The sequence below is a fragment of the Planktotalea sp. genome, assembly GCF_018607965.1.
Lineage (GTDB): Bacteria > Pseudomonadota > Alphaproteobacteria > Rhodobacterales > Rhodobacteraceae > Planktotalea.
In genome coordinates, this window is sequence record NZ_JABBAM010000088.1 from 1 (window position 1) to 16,150 (window position 16,150).

Here is a 16,150-nt window from a genome sequence, read left to right on the forward strand (position 1 = left end):
TTTTCGCGCGATTTTAATCTTTGGGTGCAGTACCCGCTGCAAATCCCCGCACAAATCCCAAGGACTCACGCAGCTTTAATGAACTTTGAAGTTCGACTGACTTGCCAGTGCTTTTCTTTTCTACAATCGCAGTCAGTTCAATCGCCGCTCGTTTACCCATTTCGCGGTGCGGAACATGCATAGTTGTTAGGCACGGAGAAACGATCTGAGCCAATTCAATGTCATCAAAGCCCGTTATTGAAATATCTTCGGGAACGCGAAACCCAACCTCTTGCGCGCGCAGCAAAGCGCCAACAGCAAGGACATCATTGCCACACATAATAGCCGTTGGGTGTGGTTGATCTTTGACAAGTGCGTCAAACGCGGTCTTCCCGTTCTCGATTCCATAAGATATCTCGATGATGTTCAGGTCAGATGGATCAAGATCAAACGTTGCGCAGGCATCTTTAATACCCTGAACGCGCTCGGCAGCACGATCATTTCCCTTTGTAATTCCAGAGATCACACCAATACGACGATGGCCTTTTTTGAATACTTCGCCTGCGAGGGTGCACATTGAAGCTCGGTTATCGAAACCAATAGAAGGTTGGATTTGGTTTTTCGAAAATGCCCACGCCACCAAAACCGGGACATTTTGGCGTTCCAGATAAGTGTAGATTGCAGGGTCGCGATCATGCCCAATCAGCAATAATCCATCAGCACCGCGTGCAACCAATGCCTTTATCTGTTCTTCTTCAACATCTGAACGGTAGGCTGAACTTGAAACAAGCAGGGTGTAACCGCGTTCATGAAGTTCTTCTTGAAAAGCCTGTAAGCCGCGGGCAAATATGGAGTTTTCCATGGTCGGGATAATAGCGCCAATCGTGAACGTACGTTTGGCAGCCATCACACGCGCCCCAAAATTAGGCGTGTACCCCAGCTTTTCAACCGCATCTAATACTCGAAGTCTGGTTGCCTTAACAACCAGCTTGGGCGAGTTCAAACAACGCGAAACGGTTGCGGTCGAAACACCCGCTGCTTTGGCTACGTCGTCTAGTGTTGGAATCGCTCTATCAGAATTCATGCTTCGCCTTGCTGCCCGTAGTCTGGCCCTACAGATAACACATTCTAACGCGTTCAATAGTTAGAATTCACCTCTCATTTTTGAGCGTTCGCAAGTTTAGATTTGAGATATGAAATAATCTGTCGTTTCCAAAACTTACGCGAGCAAGCGTCGCTGTCCGTCACGCGCCGAGGCGTCGGCGGCATCAGCAAGAACTTGTGCTTTCAAACCGTCCTCCCCCGAAGGTGTCATTTCTACGCCTCGCGTTATGTGGTCAACAAAATGCTCCATTTCTGCGCGATACGCCGCTGCATACCGTTCTAGAAAAAATGGTTGCGCAGCAGCACTGCTAAAGCCAATGCTTGTCGCAATCTCTACCGAATTTTCAAGCATATTATGCGCGCGTAACATGCCGAGCGAGCCATGCACTTCGATGCGCTGGTCATAGCCATAGGTCGCGCGACGTGAATTACTGATCTGACACAGCTTTCCGCTCGCTGTTTTCAGCGTCACAACCGCAGTGTCGAAATCGCCCTGAGCGCCAATTGCAGGATCAACCAGACACGATCCAGCCGCCGTCAATTCAACCGGATCTTCACCCAGCAAAAACCTTGCCATATCAAGATCGTGGATCATCATGTCACGAAAAATGCCGCCCGAGCTTTTGATATATTCCGCAGGGGGCGGAGACGGATCACGTGAGAGAATCGTGACGATTTCAACGTTGCCAATCACTTGATCTGCGATTTGCTTTTGCAAATGCGCAAAGCTGGGATCAAAGCGGCGGTTGAAGGCCGTCATGAAAGGAACGCATGCCTTTTCGACAGCTTTCAGACATTCGCGAATACGATCCACAGATAAATCAACAGGCTTTTCGCAGAAAATCGCTTTACCGGCCGCTGCCGCTTCGTGAATCAAATCGTAATGCGTCGTTGTCGGCGTGCCGATCACCACCGCGTCGATGTTTTTGTCTGCGATAATATCTTCTGTACTCATCGCCTTTGCGCCTAGCTTGGACGCCAATGCCTCAGCCGCCGCTGGAATAAAGTCAGACACAGCCGTCGCCCGTGCGCTATTCATTTGCGCCAAGCTTGCGCCATGCACTTGGCCAATGCGCCCTGCCCCCAAAAGTCCGATGTTGAGCATTTCTTTACCCTTTCAAGGCAACCAAGACGCGGCGCGCTGCCACAACCATAGGATCATGAGTTTCTTTCAAAATCGTTACCCGATCAAAACGAGCCGCGTCCGCGTTCACGGCTTCGCGCATCGCCGCACCAAACGCCATGCGCAGTTCGGTTCCGATATTGAATTTACAAATATTCGTCGTTTTCGCCAGTCGTGCGCGCTGTTCCACGGGCACGCCAGAACCACCGTGAATGACCAAAGGCACCGTCGTCAACTCTTGGATCGCAGCGATGCGTTCCTCGTCCAAGCCACCCTCTTTGTCCTCTTGCAAGTGCACATTTCCAACCGAAATCGCCATTGCATCCACACCAGTGTCGCGCGCAAAAATCGCTGCTTCCTCGGGGTCTGTGCCAGCCGATTTCTCACCGTTGGAATAGCCAACAAAACCAATCTCGCCCTCACAGGAAATCCCAGCGCTATGCGCCATTTCTGCGATCTTTAACGTATCTGCAATGTTTTGGCGCAAGGGTGTGCGTGATCCATCAAACATCAGGGATGTAAAACCGCTATCCAATGCCGCAGAACACTCATCATAGGTGTAGCCATGGTCCAAATGCGCAACGACCGGCCCGCTGGCCTCCTCCGCAAGGTGGCGAAACATTTTGCCCAGCACAGGCAACGGCGTGTGCGCGCGGCACCCTGGCCCTGCTTGCAGGATCACAGGGCAGTTTTCCTCCTCGGCCGCGGCGACGAATGCGCGCATGTCTTCCCAACCAAGCGTCACGAGGCCGCCAACAGCGTAGCCACCTTTCAAAGCAGGCTGAAGCACATCAGCCAAAGTTGCGAGTGTCATTTAAATTTCGCGATCATGTCTTTGATGCCAGGGATCGTTTCAATCTGATACGCATGCGAGGGTTGGAAATACTGTACGAGCGAGCGTTGGGACAACCCACCAAGAATGGTGAAGTAATACATCTGATAGCCCGGCAAAACCGCACAAGGATGGTATCCATTATCGATACAAATCGTTGATCCATCGACGATGTGATAAGCATCGCCCGCTTTTCCGTCTTCACGCTGCAGCATCTGCACTCCTGATCCGTGGTTCGGCTTGAAACGGAAGTTATATGTTTCGTCGTGACGGGTTTCATCTGGCATACGATCCGTGTCGTGCTTGTGTGATGGAAAACCAGACCAGCCACCTTCACCCACGGTGAACAGCTCAGATACCAACAAGCGACCGACTTTGTCGTGGTACTTTGTTCCTAAGATGTGCTTGATTTTACGATGCGTTTTCGTGTCGTCTGATCCATATTGCACAAGGTCCAACTCGTCAGAGCGCACAGCAAACGCGTCCAAAACCTTGTTGTAGCGCGCACCCGCGATGAAAATTTCAGCCTCATCAGACGTACATACCATTTCGGCTTTAGCCGCTGTTGGAACATAGACGCCCTCAGGCTCACCGCCCCAAACGTCCTCGACACGACCGCCGATACCGTCAGCCTTGAAACCTTCGACGTTCACATCAACAGAACCCGTCGCTGGCACGATGCACGTTTCGTATCCCCCAACTTCATATTCAAACGCTTCGCCCTTTTTCAACTTTACGATATTGAAGTAGTTCAGCGGAACAGTGGGATCATCTGCGTCGACGATGGGTTTATTCTCGTTGTCAAATGGCGCGATATGCATGTGCGTTTTCCTTTAAGCAGCCGTCGGGCCGGGATGTTCGGCCAAGAAGGTTTCTAGTGTTTTCGTATTGGGCATCGCGGGTGCGCAACCCGGGTTAGAGACCGTAACAGACGCGCAAGCAGAGCCGCGCAAAATCGCTGTTTTCAGCGCATGCCCATCTGCAAGCGAAGTCATCAGGCCTGCCATAAAGCTGTCCCCCGCGCCCGTCGGTTTCAGGGCATCGACGGGATAAATGCCTGTGCGGATTTCTTCGCCATTCGCAAAGGTTATCGCGCCCTCTGGACCCATCTTATAGACCACGATCGTTGCGGACGTTTCAGATAATTCGCGCGCTTTCGCGAGGCCCTTGTCGATGGAACTCGCCATAAAGCCAAATTCTTCATCATTGCCAACGATCATATCGCACTCAGCGGCCGCGCGGCTTAAAACATCAGACGCGACCTGCGGTGAGGGCCATGAATACGGGCGATAATCCACGTCGAAAATAATAGGAACACCCGCTTTTTTCGCCAGTGCAAATGCGTGAAACGTTGCCGCGCGCGATGGCTCGGCGGCGAACACAGTGCCCGCGGTGATGAGCGCGCTGAATTTGGTGTAATCCACCGCTTCGACGTCTGCTATATCCATCTGGAAATCTGCTGCGCCATTGCGATAGATCACTGACTGATGATCCTCGATGCGACTTTCATATACTGCAAGTGAATTGCGAAACTCTCCAGCAATTGGCGTGACATGATCCGCGTTCACGCCGTAGGCGTTAAGTTGGTTCACGCAGTAGCGCCCGACACTGTCATCCGACACACGTGTTACCAAAGCGGCCTTGCCGCCTAGCTTGCAAATCCCAGCCGCGATGTTTGCGGATGAACCACCCATCGCAACCGTGAGCGTCTCAGCATTCTCCGTTTTGGTCCCTGCAGGATCGGGATAAAGATCCATCCCAACACGACCAACGACTATAAAATTGTTGGCCTTAATTCCTTCAATCAATTCCATGCTCACACGCCTTTCCGTTGACGGCTGCGGGTGGATTCCTGATCCACATGCGCGGCTTGGACTTTGGCGTTGTCTGTAATGTGGGGCGTGCCAACTTCCCACCATGTGTGGCCCTCAGTCGTCCAACCTTCATAGGGGTCAACCTTGGCACAAATCACATAGGTTCGATCCGAAGCTTTCGCACGTTTGAAGGCCTCGCCAAGGCCAGACATATCGACTGTTTCAGCGACTGCACCTAAAGACCGTGCATGGGCTTCGAAATCGACGCGCACTTGGCGTGTTGCTGTCGGCGTATCAGCGATCAAGTTGTTGAAGCTCTCGTTGCCTGTGTTGTTTTGCAGCTTGTTGATCACCGCAAAGCCACCGTTGTCCAGCACCAAGATAATCATCTTTTTATCTGTCAGAACCGATGAATAGATGTCGGAGTTCATCAGCAAATAAGACCCATCTCCCGTAAATACGATGGTATCTTTGTCCGGCTCATTTTCGGACTGTGCAATGCGTGCCCCCCAGCCACCAGCAATTTCATAGCCCATACAGGAGAAGCCAAATTCAACATCAACCGTGCCAATATCCAGCGTCTTCCAATTCGCCGTCACTTCCGCAGGCAAACCACCAGCCGCCGCCACAACGCGATCACGCGGATCACAAAGGTCATTCACAACACCAATGGCTTGGGCATATGACGTAGGACCATTTCCAACGCGCGTATTCTCGGCGATGTAATCATTCCATTTGGAACGCTCTGCCCTTGCATAATCCGTCCAAGCCGTGGGTGCCGTATAACCAGACGCCGCCTGCCCCAAAGCAACCAGCGCCATTTTGGCATCCCCAACAACTGTGCGCGACATGTGTTTGGCCGCATCATGTCGCCCTACATTCAGGCCGATGATCTGCGCGTCTTTAGAAAACGCTGTCCACGATCCCGTTGTAAAGTCCTGCAAACGCGTCCCAACAGCCAGGATGACGTCCGCCTCTTCTGCAATCGTATTGGCGGAATTCGAACCCGTAACTCCGATCGGACCAATGTTCAAAGCGTGATTATTTACCAAATTCGCGCGTCCTGCGATCGTTTCGACGACCGGGATCCCATGCGCCTCGGCAAAGGCCGTCAACTCAGCGACCGCCCCAGAATACTGAACTCCGCCACCCGCAATAATCATTGGGCGCTTTGCTGATTTCAACAAGGTTGCCGCCTCGGAAATCTCGGACACATCAGCCGCTTGGCGACGGATGCGGTGCACGCGTTCTTCAAAGAAGGACACAGGATAATCATAGGTCCAGCCTTGGACATCTTGCGGCAGGCCGATAAACGCGGGGCCACAATCAGCAGGGTCCAGCATCGTATTCAGAGCGGCAGGCAATGAATTGATGATTTGCGCGGGATGCGTGATGCGATCCCAGAATCGTGAAACAGCTTTGAATGCATCATTCACTCCGAATGTCGGATCGCCGAAATGTTCAAGCTGCTGCAAGACCGGATCAGGCAAGCGCGTGAGGAACGTATCACCACAAAGCATCAACATCGGCAAACGGTTCGCGTGGGCCAGTGCCGCACTTGTCAGCAGGTTCGCTGTACCCGGCCCCGCACTGGCAGTGCAAAACATAAAGCGCTGGCGCAGATTCGCCTTTGCATAGGCCGCTGCTGCGAATCCCATGCCCTGTTCATTTTGCCCACGATAGAGCGGCAGTACGTCATTGTGATCATAAAGCACCTGGCCCAAACAGGTTACATTCCCATGGCCGAAAATACCGAAACCACCGCCACAAATACGCGTTTTCTTACCTTCAATCTTTATATATTGCGCAGCCAGATAGCGAATGATCGCTTGCGCGGTGGTCAACGTAATCGTCTCGTTAGATTGGCCCATCCCGCAGTCCTCGCTCGTTTGAATAACTTGCCACTCAATATGGGTATTGACCAGCAGACAGGTTTAAAATACCCATTTTGCAACCGGTTGCAACGGGTTTTTAGAAAGGATTGCTGCGATGACGCAAATCAGAATTGGAATCGTTGGTGGTGGCTATATGGGCAAGGCCCATGCGGCGGCATATTCCAGCGTCGGCACGATCTTTGAAACCACCTTGCGCCCTGTTCTAGAGATGGTTTGCGCCACATCTGAGGCATCCGCGGAACGCTACAGAGACAAATTCGGCTTTAACCGTTGCACCACGGATTGGTCCGCTTTGGTAAATGATCCCAACGTGGACGCGATCATCATCGCCTCCCCGCAATCAACGCATCGCGCGATAGCGGAAGCCGCCTTTGCCTTGGGTAAACCGGTGTTTTGCGAAAAACCATTGGGCGAAACACTGGAGGATAGCCGCGCGATGCTGGCCGCCGCCGAGGCTGCGGGCGCAATAAACATGGTCGGTTTCAACTACATCCGCACGCCCGCATCGCAATACGCGCGCAAGCTGCTAGAAGACGGTCGCATCGGCGACATCACTTATTTTCGCGCCGAAATGACCGAGGATTTTCTGGCCGATCCCGACGCCCCCGCCACATGGCGCACGACGGGCATGGCCAATGGCTGTATGGGCGATCTGTCACCGCATATCATTAACTGCGCACACGCGATGATGGGCCCTGTCAAATCCCTAAGCGCCATTGTGCAAACCGTACATAAGACGCGCGGCGGCGAGGCCGTTACCAACGACGATCAAGCCCAGATCATGGTCGAATTCGAAAGCGGTGTCGTCGGTCACATCCACGCAAGTCGTATCGCGACGGGTCGCAAGATGGGCTACGCGTACGAAATTCACGGCTCTAAGGGAATGATCCGCTTTGACGGTGAAGATCAAAACGCGCTGCATCTTTATGTGCGCGAGGGCGACGCCGCGCAGCAGGGGTTCCGCAAAATTCTGACTGGCCCTGAACATCCAGACTATTTGCCCTTCTGCCAAGGCCCAGGTCATGGCACGGGCTACCAAGACCAAATCATCATCGAGGCGAAGGATTTCCTGACCGCCATCGAAACCAAGCAAAACATCTGGCCCACCTTCAAGGAGGGCATGGAAGTGAACCGCATTGTCAAAGCAGCCATTGAATCAAGCGAGAAACGCGCTTGGGTTGATGTCGCTGATTACTAGAGGACTGAAATTATGATCAAAATCGGAAATGCACCCTGTTCTTGGGGCGTCGAATTTGCGGATGATCCGCGTAACCCTAGTTGGCGCAAAGTGCTGCAAGAGAATGCAGAAGCGGGCTACACTGGGATTGAACTTGGTCCCGTCGGCTTTATGCCCGAAGACCCTGCGATCCTGTCCGAAGCGCTTGAAGAATTTAATCAAGAGCTCGTTGGCGGCGTTGTTTTTCGCGCGTTCCATGATCCCAATGCTTGGGATGATGTCATGGACGGTGCTGTGCGCACCTGCAAGGCGCTCAAAGCGCATGGTGCAGAACATTTGGTTCTGATCGATTCCATCTCGCCGCGCCGCGCGCCCACTGCGGGTCGCGCATCAGAGGCCGAGCAGATGGACAAGGCCGAATGGACCGCCTTTCGTGACAAGATCGCGACTGTCGCCAAGATGGGTACAGAGGAATATGGACTGACCGTTGGAATCCACGCCCACGCTGCTGGCTTTATGGATTTTGAGCCTGAGTTGGAGCGTTTGCTCAATGAAGTCGACGAAAGCATCCTGAAAATTTGCTTCGATACAGGCCACCATTCCTATGCTGGCTTTGACCCCGTCGCGTTCATGCAAAAGCATATGTCGCGCATCAGCTACATGCACTTCAAGGACATTGATCCCAAAGTGAAAGCGAACGTCGTTGCCAACCGTACCGATTTTTACACGGCGTGCGGCGATGGCATCTTTTGTAACTTGGGCGACGGTGACGTGGACTTTCCAAAGGTTCGCCAAATCCTGCTCGACAACAATTTCGAAGGCTGGTGCACAGTTGAACAAGATTGCGATCCATCGGGCGACACATCCCCGATTGATGACGCGAAACTGAACCGGGCTTATCTACAATCCATCGGCTTTGAGGGCGCATAATATGACAAAATTGAAATGGGGCATGATCGGCGGCGGGATCGGTAGCCAGATCGGCCCAGCACATCGCTTGGGCTCTGGCCTTGATGGATTGTTCGAATTCACAGCAGGTGCATTGGATCACCGCGCGGCTGAGGGGATCGAGTATGGTCAACGCCTTGGCCTTGGCGATCGCGCCTATGGATCTTGGCAGGACATGCTTGCGGGTGAATCCGCGCGTGAGGACCGCGTTGATCTGGTCACTGTTGCAACGCCAAACTCAACACATTTCGAGATTACCAAAGCCTTTCTTGAGGCGGGGTTTCATGTGCTTTGCGAAAAGCCAATGACAATGACCGTTGAAGAGGGCGAAGAGATCGTGCGCGTTGCCGAGAAAACCGGCAAAATCTGCGCTGTGAATTACGGCTACACAGGCTATTCCCTTGTGCGTCACATGAAAGCGATGATTGCACGCGGTGACATCGGCAAGGTCCGTCTGGTCAATGCTGAATTCGCCCACGGTCACCATGCAGATGCGGCAGATGCGGATAACCCGCGCGTGCGTTGGCGCTATGATCCGGCGCAGGCTGGCGTGTCAGCACAGTTCGCAGACTGCGGTATTCATGCGATGCACATGGCGTCGTTCGTGACAGGCCAAGAAGTGACCAAACTGTCTGCAGATATAGTATCCTGCCTAGATGTTCGCGTTCTCGAAGACGATGCCATGGTCAACTTCCGCATGGATGGCGGCACTGTTGGACGTCTTTGGACATCGTCCATCGCAATTGGGCGTCAGCACGGTTTGGGCATTCAGGTGTTCGGCGAAACAGGTGGTCTGCGTTGGTCACAAGAACAGCCAAATCAGCTGTATTACATGCCCCTTGGTGGTCGCCTTCAAGTGATCGAGCGCGGGGAAGCGAACCTATCCCCTGAAGCCGATCGCACCACACGGGTCACCATCGGTCACGCCGAAGGGATGCCACTGGCGTTTGCAAATATCTACAAGGATCTCGCCGAGGCGATCAACGCGCGCAAAGAGGGTCGTGAGATCGATCCAGCCGCCAACCTGTATCCGCTTGCACAAGATGGTCTGCGCTCTATGGCGGCGGTTGTGGCAGTGGCCGAAAGCGGCAAGCAGGATGGTGCGTGGCTTGATGCCCGACCGCCGATGTTTCAATAAAAACGTCAATCAAAGAGGGCGCGCTGGGGAAACCTAGCGCGCTTTCAATGTTCCGCGCTCAACAAGGGAGCAGTCGAACAAGCGCGCTTCGGGCGTCAGTGTTTCATCCTCAACCAAGGCCGTCACCCGTTCAATCGAGGCAGAGATGATTTCTGCGAATGGGTTGTGGATCGTCGTCAGATTGATGTTATCCCAACTCGCCATATCGATGTCATTCAGCCCGATGATACCAACGTCGTCAGGCACGTTCATTCCCGCAGATTGCAGCGCTGAAATCGCCCCGATGGAAAGGACGTCATCGCCGCAGAAGTAGGCCTTCGCGAGTGTGGATTGCAGCAAAGCCTTCATTTCCGCCTGCCCTGCCTCAAATGAATAGGCAGCCGCAAAACTTGAGGATGCTGTCACGCCCGCATGTTGCGCACATTCCAATAGAAATCCGTTTTCACGGTCCAAAGTAGAGGTCGCACTTTCAGGCCCACCAAGGAAACCAATCTCGGTATAACCGCGTTCAATCAACGCACGCGCAGCCATGCGCCCTGCTGCGATATTGTCGATACCAAGGATATCCACCGCAGGTTTGCCAGAATGACGCCCAAAGGAATGCACCACAGGGATCCCCGCGTCGCGGAACGCTTCGGCAAACGTGGGGGGCAATGTGGATGAGGCCACGATGACACCATCCACGGAATATTGCCGCAGCATCCTGATAGAGGCGTCAGGGTCCGTTTCATCGGTGAGGTTCACCAGCAATGGCCGCAGATCGCGTTCATGCAAGCCACGCGTAAACATATCGAAAACTTGAAGAAAAACAGGGTTGTGAAAGTTGTTCGACACCAAGCCAATCATCTTGGTACGGCCCGTGGTCAACGATGAAGCCAGCGCGTTAGGGCTATAGCCTAGCTCATCCGCTGCCTTCATTACCTTCTCGCGCGTCTTGCTGGACACGGAGGCACCCTTGGTAAAGGTACGTGATACCGCAGAGCGCGACACGTTCGCCAGTTCCGCGACATCTTTTAAAGTGACAGCCATAGACCCAGCGTGATCCCTATTCCTTTGGCGTCTTGCTATAGTCGATAGTCGCGAAACGCCAACCGCAAATTGCCGCAAAGCCAAGGAAGATGATCGCCCATAGGATCGCGCCTTGGGATAGTTCAAACGTGCCCCAAACCGCCATCACCACAACAACAGCGATGCGAATCCAAAGGGGTGCGAAAAAAGGGTTTTCCAGATCTAAAAACTTGCTCACGCAGCCCCCTCGAACTGTGCACCGGTTTTAGCCCCCGTGATATAGGCTACAACGTCCTGCCCATCGGTTTCGCCCACTTTGAGATCGGCAACCATGCGGCCACGACGAAACACTACAATGCGATCCACAAGATCAAAGACCTGACGCATGTTGTGCGACACAAGGATCAGGCTTTCGCCCTGTTCTTTCAGCGTGCGCACAATGTTTTCAACTTGCGCGGTTTCCTGCACACCAAGCGCAGCTGTGGGTTCGTCCATGATCGTCAGCTTACTGGCGAAGGTCGCCGTGCGGGCAATCGCAACGCACTGGCGTTGACCACCTGACATATTGGCAATGGTGTTCTTGATCGTCGGGATCTTAACGCCCGTCTTCTCAAGCCCGGCCAACGTAGCCTCACGCATTGCTTTGTAGTTAAGAATACGAAACGGTCCGAGGAAATTGAACTTTGTGATCTCGCGCCCGAGGAACAGGTTGTCTGGCACGTTCAAATCATCCGCAAGTGCCAGCGTTTGAAACACTGTCTCAATACCAGCTTCTCGCGCATCCAAAGGACCTGCAAAATTCACTTCATTGCCTTGGAAAATCACCGTGCCCCGCGTGCGCGTTTCCACACCGGTGATCTGGCGCACGAAGGTAGATTTACCCGCACCATTGTCCCCCATTATCGCAACATGTTCGCCTTTGCGCAGCACGAAATTCGCATCGTTCAACGCCTGTACACCGCCATAGTGTTTCGTGAGGCCTTTGGTTTCCAGAATGATATCTGACATAATCTCAGCCTCCCCTTAAGAGCGCGACGCTGCGCGTTTTTGTTGCAATTGATCCAGCGCAACCGCGCCGACGATAATGCAACCTAGCACCATTTCTTGGTAGTACGCGCCTAAGCGTAAAAACGTAAAACCAGAGGTGATGACACCGATTATCAGCGCGCCAATCACAGTTCCAATGATGGACCCGCGCCCACCAAACAGCGACACGCCACCGATCACAGCCATCGCAATCGCTTCGAGTTCATAGGACAGTCCCATGCCTGATTGTGCCGTCAGGTTTTTCGAGGTCAGGATCACCGCAGCAAGGCCCGCGAGCATACCTGCGATCATGTAAACCAACATCAAATGGCGCGGCACGTTGATGCCAGACATCCGCGCGGCGGCCTCGTTAGAGCCAATCGCATAGGTATGTTTGCCATAAACCGTGTAGTTCATGATGAAGTGGAACAGCACCGCGAGCGATAAGAAGATGATCACTGGCATCATGCCAGCACCGATCTTCGCATAGGCTTCCGTCGGGAAAGAGACCGGATTGCCTTTGGACCACCACTGCGCCACGCCGCGCGCGAATAGCATCATGCCAAGCGTCGCAATGAACGGAGGAATCCGCGAATAGGCGACCAACAGACCGTTTATCGCCCCCGCTGCTAAACCCACGCACAGGCCCACAATGATGGGGATAACGACAGGTAGATCAAGGAATGAAGGACCAAAAATCGCCTTTGGATTGATGCCACCATTCACTTCGCCCACTTGCGCAAAGCTCATTGCAATCATGGCCGTTGCACCAACGACTGACCCCGAGGACAGATCAATACCTGCGGTGATAATCACCTGCGTCACGCCAAGGGCAAGAATGCCGATGATCGCGACTTGAATGATGATGATACGAAGACGCGCTTCGTTGAAGATGGAATCAAAGCGACCCTTGCTGTCAAACAGCAGGCTCTGCCCCATGAAAATTGCACCCAGAATTTCGAAAATGATCACAATCAGAATGAGCGCGCCAAAGACGTTTAATTCATTCGGCCATTGCCGTTTAGACGCATCTATTGATAGGCCGCCTGTCCCTTGGCTGGAATCGGACATCTCACAGCACTCCTGTTTGGATCAAAATTTTATGAGGTTTTAAAGTCAGGGCAGCGCTAAGGCCGCCCTGACAAAAGTTAAGAACGCATCAGCGTAACTTACATGAAGTCGTCGATGTTCTCAGGTGTGACCAACTTGAACGGGATGAAGACAGTCTTGTCGACGTCTTCACCCGCGATCAACTTAAGCGCTGTGTCGATGGAACCAGCACCCTGACCAGCAAGGTCTTGGAATACTGTGACGTCCATGTCGCCCTGCTTCATAGAAACCAGCGCGTCGGATGTTGCGTCAACACCGCCGACAACAACGTCAGCCATATCGATACCAGCAGACTTCATCGCCTGGATCGCACCAATCGCCATTTCGTCGTTGTTACCAAAGACCGCATCGAATGGCTCACCAGAAGAAATCCAGTTTGTCATAAGGTCTTGTGCTTTGTCGCGGGACCATTCTGCTGTCTGCTCATCGATGATTGTGATGAAGTTACACATGTCCATGCCGATCACGTCATGGAAGTCTTTTGTACGCTGAACAGCCGCTTGGTTGGACAACTGACCCATCAGGACATACGCAGCCGCGCCGCCTGATTTGCCTTGTGCGCGCAGATCTTGGCACATGCGGAAGGCTGCCAATGTACCGGACTCGATCTCGTTAGAGGCTACGAATGCCTGACCATCTGGCAGTGTCGCCATGTTGATTGGCTGACGGTTCACATAAACGAGCGGTACGTTTGCAGCAGCCGCCGCGTTGGACATCGCTTCGGTTGCGTTCGTGTCAACTGCGTTCAAGATGATCGCATCAACGCCAGACGCGATAAAGTTGTTGATTTGGTCCAGCTGCTTGGCAACATCGTCCGTCGCGTCTTCAACTTGCAGGCTCACACCATCAAGTGTTTTTTCGTGAGCTGCCATGCCGTTGCGCATAACTGTCAGACCGTTGTCGTCGAAACGCGCAATGGACACACCGATTTGCTGCGCCATTGCACTTGTGCCCATCAAGGCAACAAGGCCAGCTGTGAATAGGATCTTGTTCATTGGTTTCCTCCCAGAAATGTGCCCGGCGCACGTATGAATAATACCGGGGCCTCAGTTAAAGGCCGTTACCTCCACGCCTCGTGCGACCCTGTTGTCAGGTGCTCAAAGTATGAAGTCGTGTATCGCCTGCGCAATCGCGACAGGTGACAGAATGCGTGATTCTCGGTTTACTCTACCCCGATTAGAATTTTTTGCAACCGGTTGCATTAATCAATTTCACGCGTGGAATATCGAAAAAACGGGATTTAGTTCACAGGGCAATAAAGTCATACTCTGTTTCGAATCAATTCTCGAAGCAGCGCGCACAGGCGCGAGTAAGGCAGCAATGAACATTCTCTTTATCATGTATGACCAGCTTCGCTTTGATTACCTTAGCTGTGCAGGCCATCCGCATTTACAGACCCCGAACTTCGACAAGGTCGCAGCCATGGGCGTGCGTTTCACCAACGCATATGTGCAATCCCCCGTCTGTGGCGGCTCGCGTATGTGTTACTATACGGGACGGTATGCATCATCCCACGGCGCACAGTGGAACGGCTTTCCTCTGCGCGTCGGCGAACACACGATGGGCGACCACCTGCGCAAAGCAGGCATGGACAGTTGGCTGATTGGCAAGACCCACATGAGGGCAGACGCGGAAGGAATGGAGCGCCTTGGCCTGTCTGCGGATAGCGTGATCGGTGCGCGCCAAGCAGAATGCGGGTTTGACACATGGATCCGTGACGACGGGCTCTGGGGGTATGGACCAGACGGGTTTTACGACGAAAAACGCTCGCCCTATAACGAGTATCTTAAAGGCAAAGGCTATCCATCAGAAAACCCTTGGGCCGACTTTGCCAACGCGGGAATAGATGACGCGGGCGACATGGCGTCAGGCTGGATTTTCAAGAACGCTGACAAGGCCGCAAACGTGCGTGAAGAAGATAGTGAAACGCCTTGGCTAACCACGAAAACAATTGAATTCATTGATGAAAAAAAAGCAGAGGGCACAGCGCCTTGGATGGCGCACGTCAGTTTTATCAAACCTCATTGGCCCTATATCGTCCCCGCGCCCTACCACAATATGTTCGGCGAAAATCACGTCCCTGCCCCAACGCGCCACGAGGTAGAGCGCGAAGATCCGCAGCCTGTGTTTGGCGCATACATGCAGAACAAAATCGCCACTGCGTTCCAACAAGACGAGGTACGCAAAAAGGTAATCCCTGCCTACATGGGCCTGATCAAACAATGCGATGACCAACTTGGCCGCTTGCTGGATCACTTAGAAGCAACCGATCAAATGAAGGACACAATGATCGTACTGACCTCTGATCACGGCGATTATCTGGGCGATCATTGGCTTGGCGAAAAGGACCTTTTCCACGAGCAATCCGTCAAAGTTCCAATGATCATCTACGATCCCCGCGCCACTGCCGATCCAGCGCGTGGAACGACCTGTGACGCACTTGTCGAATCTATCGACCTTGCGCCAACGTTCGTTGAGGCGGCGGGCGGTAAGGTTGCAGGCCACATTCTTGAGGGGCGTTCCCTTTCCCCTTGGTTGCGCGGTGAAACGCCCGATTGGCGTGAGTATGCAATAAGCGAATACGATTATTCGGCAACGCCACAAGCGGTTCGTCTTGGGATAGAGCCCCGCGACGCCCGCCTTTTCATGGTGTTTAATGGACGGTATAAATTGATGCACGCAGAGGGTGGTTTGCGCCCGATGTTATTTGATTTGCAAACCGATCCAGAAGAATTCTTCGACCTTGCGAAATCGGACACGCACAAAGCCGAGATAGATCGCCTGTACGACAATCTCTTTACTTGGGCGCGACGCATGTCGCAGCGTGTCACCAAATCCGAAGACGACATCAAAGCGATGCGCGGCAGATCAATGCGCCGTGGAATCTTACCGTTCCTTGCAGACGGGACAGAAGTTCCCGAGGAATTGACTGCGCTCTACTACGGTAAGGCGCAGGCTGATTACACGTCAGACTGACTAGGGTCAGGACTCATAAC

The 16,150-nt window shown here is 53.2% G+C and carries 15 protein-coding genes; 4 read left to right on the forward strand and 11 right to left on the reverse strand.

What is annotated here, in order from left to right; genetic code table 11:
• Nucleotides 1–13 precede the first annotated feature (13 nt).
• The 6 genes from QZ279_RS08440 to iolD all read right to left on the reverse strand — a co-directional run bounded on the left by QZ279_RS08440 (nt 14) and on the right by iolD (nt 6,723).
• The gene (locus tag QZ279_RS08440) at nt 14–1,063 is read right to left on the reverse strand and encodes a LacI family DNA-binding transcriptional regulator (protein WP_293449925.1); all 1,050 of its coding nucleotides are present in this window, start codon (nt 1,061–1,063) and stop codon (nt 14–16) included.
• A 135-nt stretch (nt 1,064–1,198) separates the two neighbouring features.
• Nucleotides 1,199–2,188: an inositol 2-dehydrogenase gene (iolG, locus tag QZ279_RS08445; protein ID WP_293449926.1), complete on the reverse strand. Its 990-nt coding sequence runs from the start codon at nt 2,186–2,188 to the stop codon at nt 1,199–1,201.
• Between the two features lie 4 nt (nt 2,189–2,192).
• The gene (locus tag QZ279_RS08450; protein WP_293449927.1) at nt 2,193–3,020 is read right to left on the reverse strand and encodes a class II fructose-bisphosphate aldolase; all 828 of its coding nucleotides are present in this window, start codon (nt 3,018–3,020) and stop codon (nt 2,193–2,195) included.
• Entirely contained in the window at nt 3,017–3,859 is an 843-nt protein-coding gene (locus tag QZ279_RS08455; protein WP_293449928.1) for a 5-deoxy-glucuronate isomerase, read from the reverse strand. The genes QZ279_RS08450 and QZ279_RS08455 overlap by 4 nt, the downstream gene beginning before the upstream one ends.
• 12 nt (nt 3,860–3,871) lie before the next feature.
• Nucleotides 3,872–4,852: a 5-dehydro-2-deoxygluconokinase gene (gene iolC, locus QZ279_RS08460; RefSeq protein WP_293449929.1), complete on the reverse strand. Its 981-nt coding sequence runs from the start codon at nt 4,850–4,852 to the stop codon at nt 3,872–3,874.
• A gap of 2 nt (nt 4,853–4,854) precedes the next feature.
• Nucleotides 4,855–6,723, reverse strand: coding sequence for a 3D-(3,5/4)-trihydroxycyclohexane-1,2-dione acylhydrolase (decyclizing) (gene iolD / locus QZ279_RS08465; protein ID WP_293449930.1), 1,869 nt, complete (start codon nt 6,721–6,723; stop codon nt 4,855–4,857).
• Between the two features lie 118 nt (nt 6,724–6,841).
• Between iolD and QZ279_RS08470 the strand changes: the two genes are divergently transcribed.
• Genes QZ279_RS08470 through QZ279_RS08480 form a run of 3 tightly spaced genes read left to right on the forward strand, consistent with a single transcriptional unit; the run spans nt 6,842 to nt 10,010 of the window.
• Nucleotides 6,842–7,945 carry a Gfo/Idh/MocA family oxidoreductase gene (locus QZ279_RS08470; RefSeq protein ID WP_293449931.1) on the forward strand — a complete coding sequence of 368 codons (1,104 nt, stop codon included), beginning with the start codon at nt 6,842–6,844 and terminating at the stop codon, nt 7,943–7,945.
• A gap of 9 nt (nt 7,946–7,954) precedes the next feature.
• On the forward strand, nt 7,955–8,854 hold the full coding sequence (locus tag QZ279_RS08475) for a TIM barrel protein (protein WP_293449939.1): 900 nt from the start codon (nt 7,955–7,957) through the stop codon (nt 8,852–8,854).
• Between the two features lies 1 nt (nt 8,855).
• Nucleotides 8,856–10,010, forward strand: a complete 1,155-nt coding sequence (locus tag QZ279_RS08480) for a Gfo/Idh/MocA family oxidoreductase (RefSeq protein ID WP_293449932.1) — start codon at nt 8,856–8,858, stop codon at nt 10,008–10,010.
• Between the two features lie 33 nt (nt 10,011–10,043).
• Here QZ279_RS08480 and QZ279_RS08485 read toward each other — a convergent pair whose 3' ends face one another.
• From QZ279_RS08485 to QZ279_RS08505, 5 genes are all read right to left on the reverse strand, one after another.
• A complete protein-coding gene (locus QZ279_RS08485; RefSeq protein WP_293449933.1) occupies nt 10,044–11,039 on the reverse strand; it encodes a LacI family DNA-binding transcriptional regulator in 996 nt (331 codons plus the stop codon).
• 16 nt (nt 11,040–11,055) lie between these two features.
• Entirely contained in the window at nt 11,056–11,256 is a 201-nt protein-coding gene (locus tag QZ279_RS08490; RefSeq protein ID WP_293449934.1) for a hypothetical protein, read from the reverse strand.
• Complete coding sequence (locus QZ279_RS08495; protein WP_366513912.1) at nt 11,253–12,029, reverse strand: ATP-binding cassette domain-containing protein; 777 nt, start codon at nt 12,027–12,029, stop codon at nt 11,253–11,255. Before QZ279_RS08495 ends, QZ279_RS08490 begins: the two co-directional genes overlap by 4 nt.
• Before the next feature lie 12 nt (nt 12,030–12,041).
• Nucleotides 12,042–13,115: an ABC transporter permease gene (locus tag QZ279_RS08500; RefSeq protein WP_293449936.1), complete on the reverse strand. Its 1,074-nt coding sequence runs from the start codon at nt 13,113–13,115 to the stop codon at nt 12,042–12,044.
• 98 nt (nt 13,116–13,213) lie between these two features.
• Nucleotides 13,214–14,149: a substrate-binding domain-containing protein gene (locus tag QZ279_RS08505; protein ID WP_293449937.1), complete on the reverse strand. Its 936-nt coding sequence runs from the start codon at nt 14,147–14,149 to the stop codon at nt 13,214–13,216.
• A gap of 325 nt (nt 14,150–14,474) precedes the next feature.
• Here QZ279_RS08505 and QZ279_RS08510 point away from each other — a divergent pair, with 325 nt between their 5' ends.
• The gene (locus QZ279_RS08510) at nt 14,475–16,130 is read left to right on the forward strand and encodes a sulfatase-like hydrolase/transferase (protein ID WP_293449938.1); all 1,656 of its coding nucleotides are present in this window, start codon (nt 14,475–14,477) and stop codon (nt 16,128–16,130) included.
• The last annotated feature ends 20 nt before the right edge of the window (nt 16,131–16,150 follow it).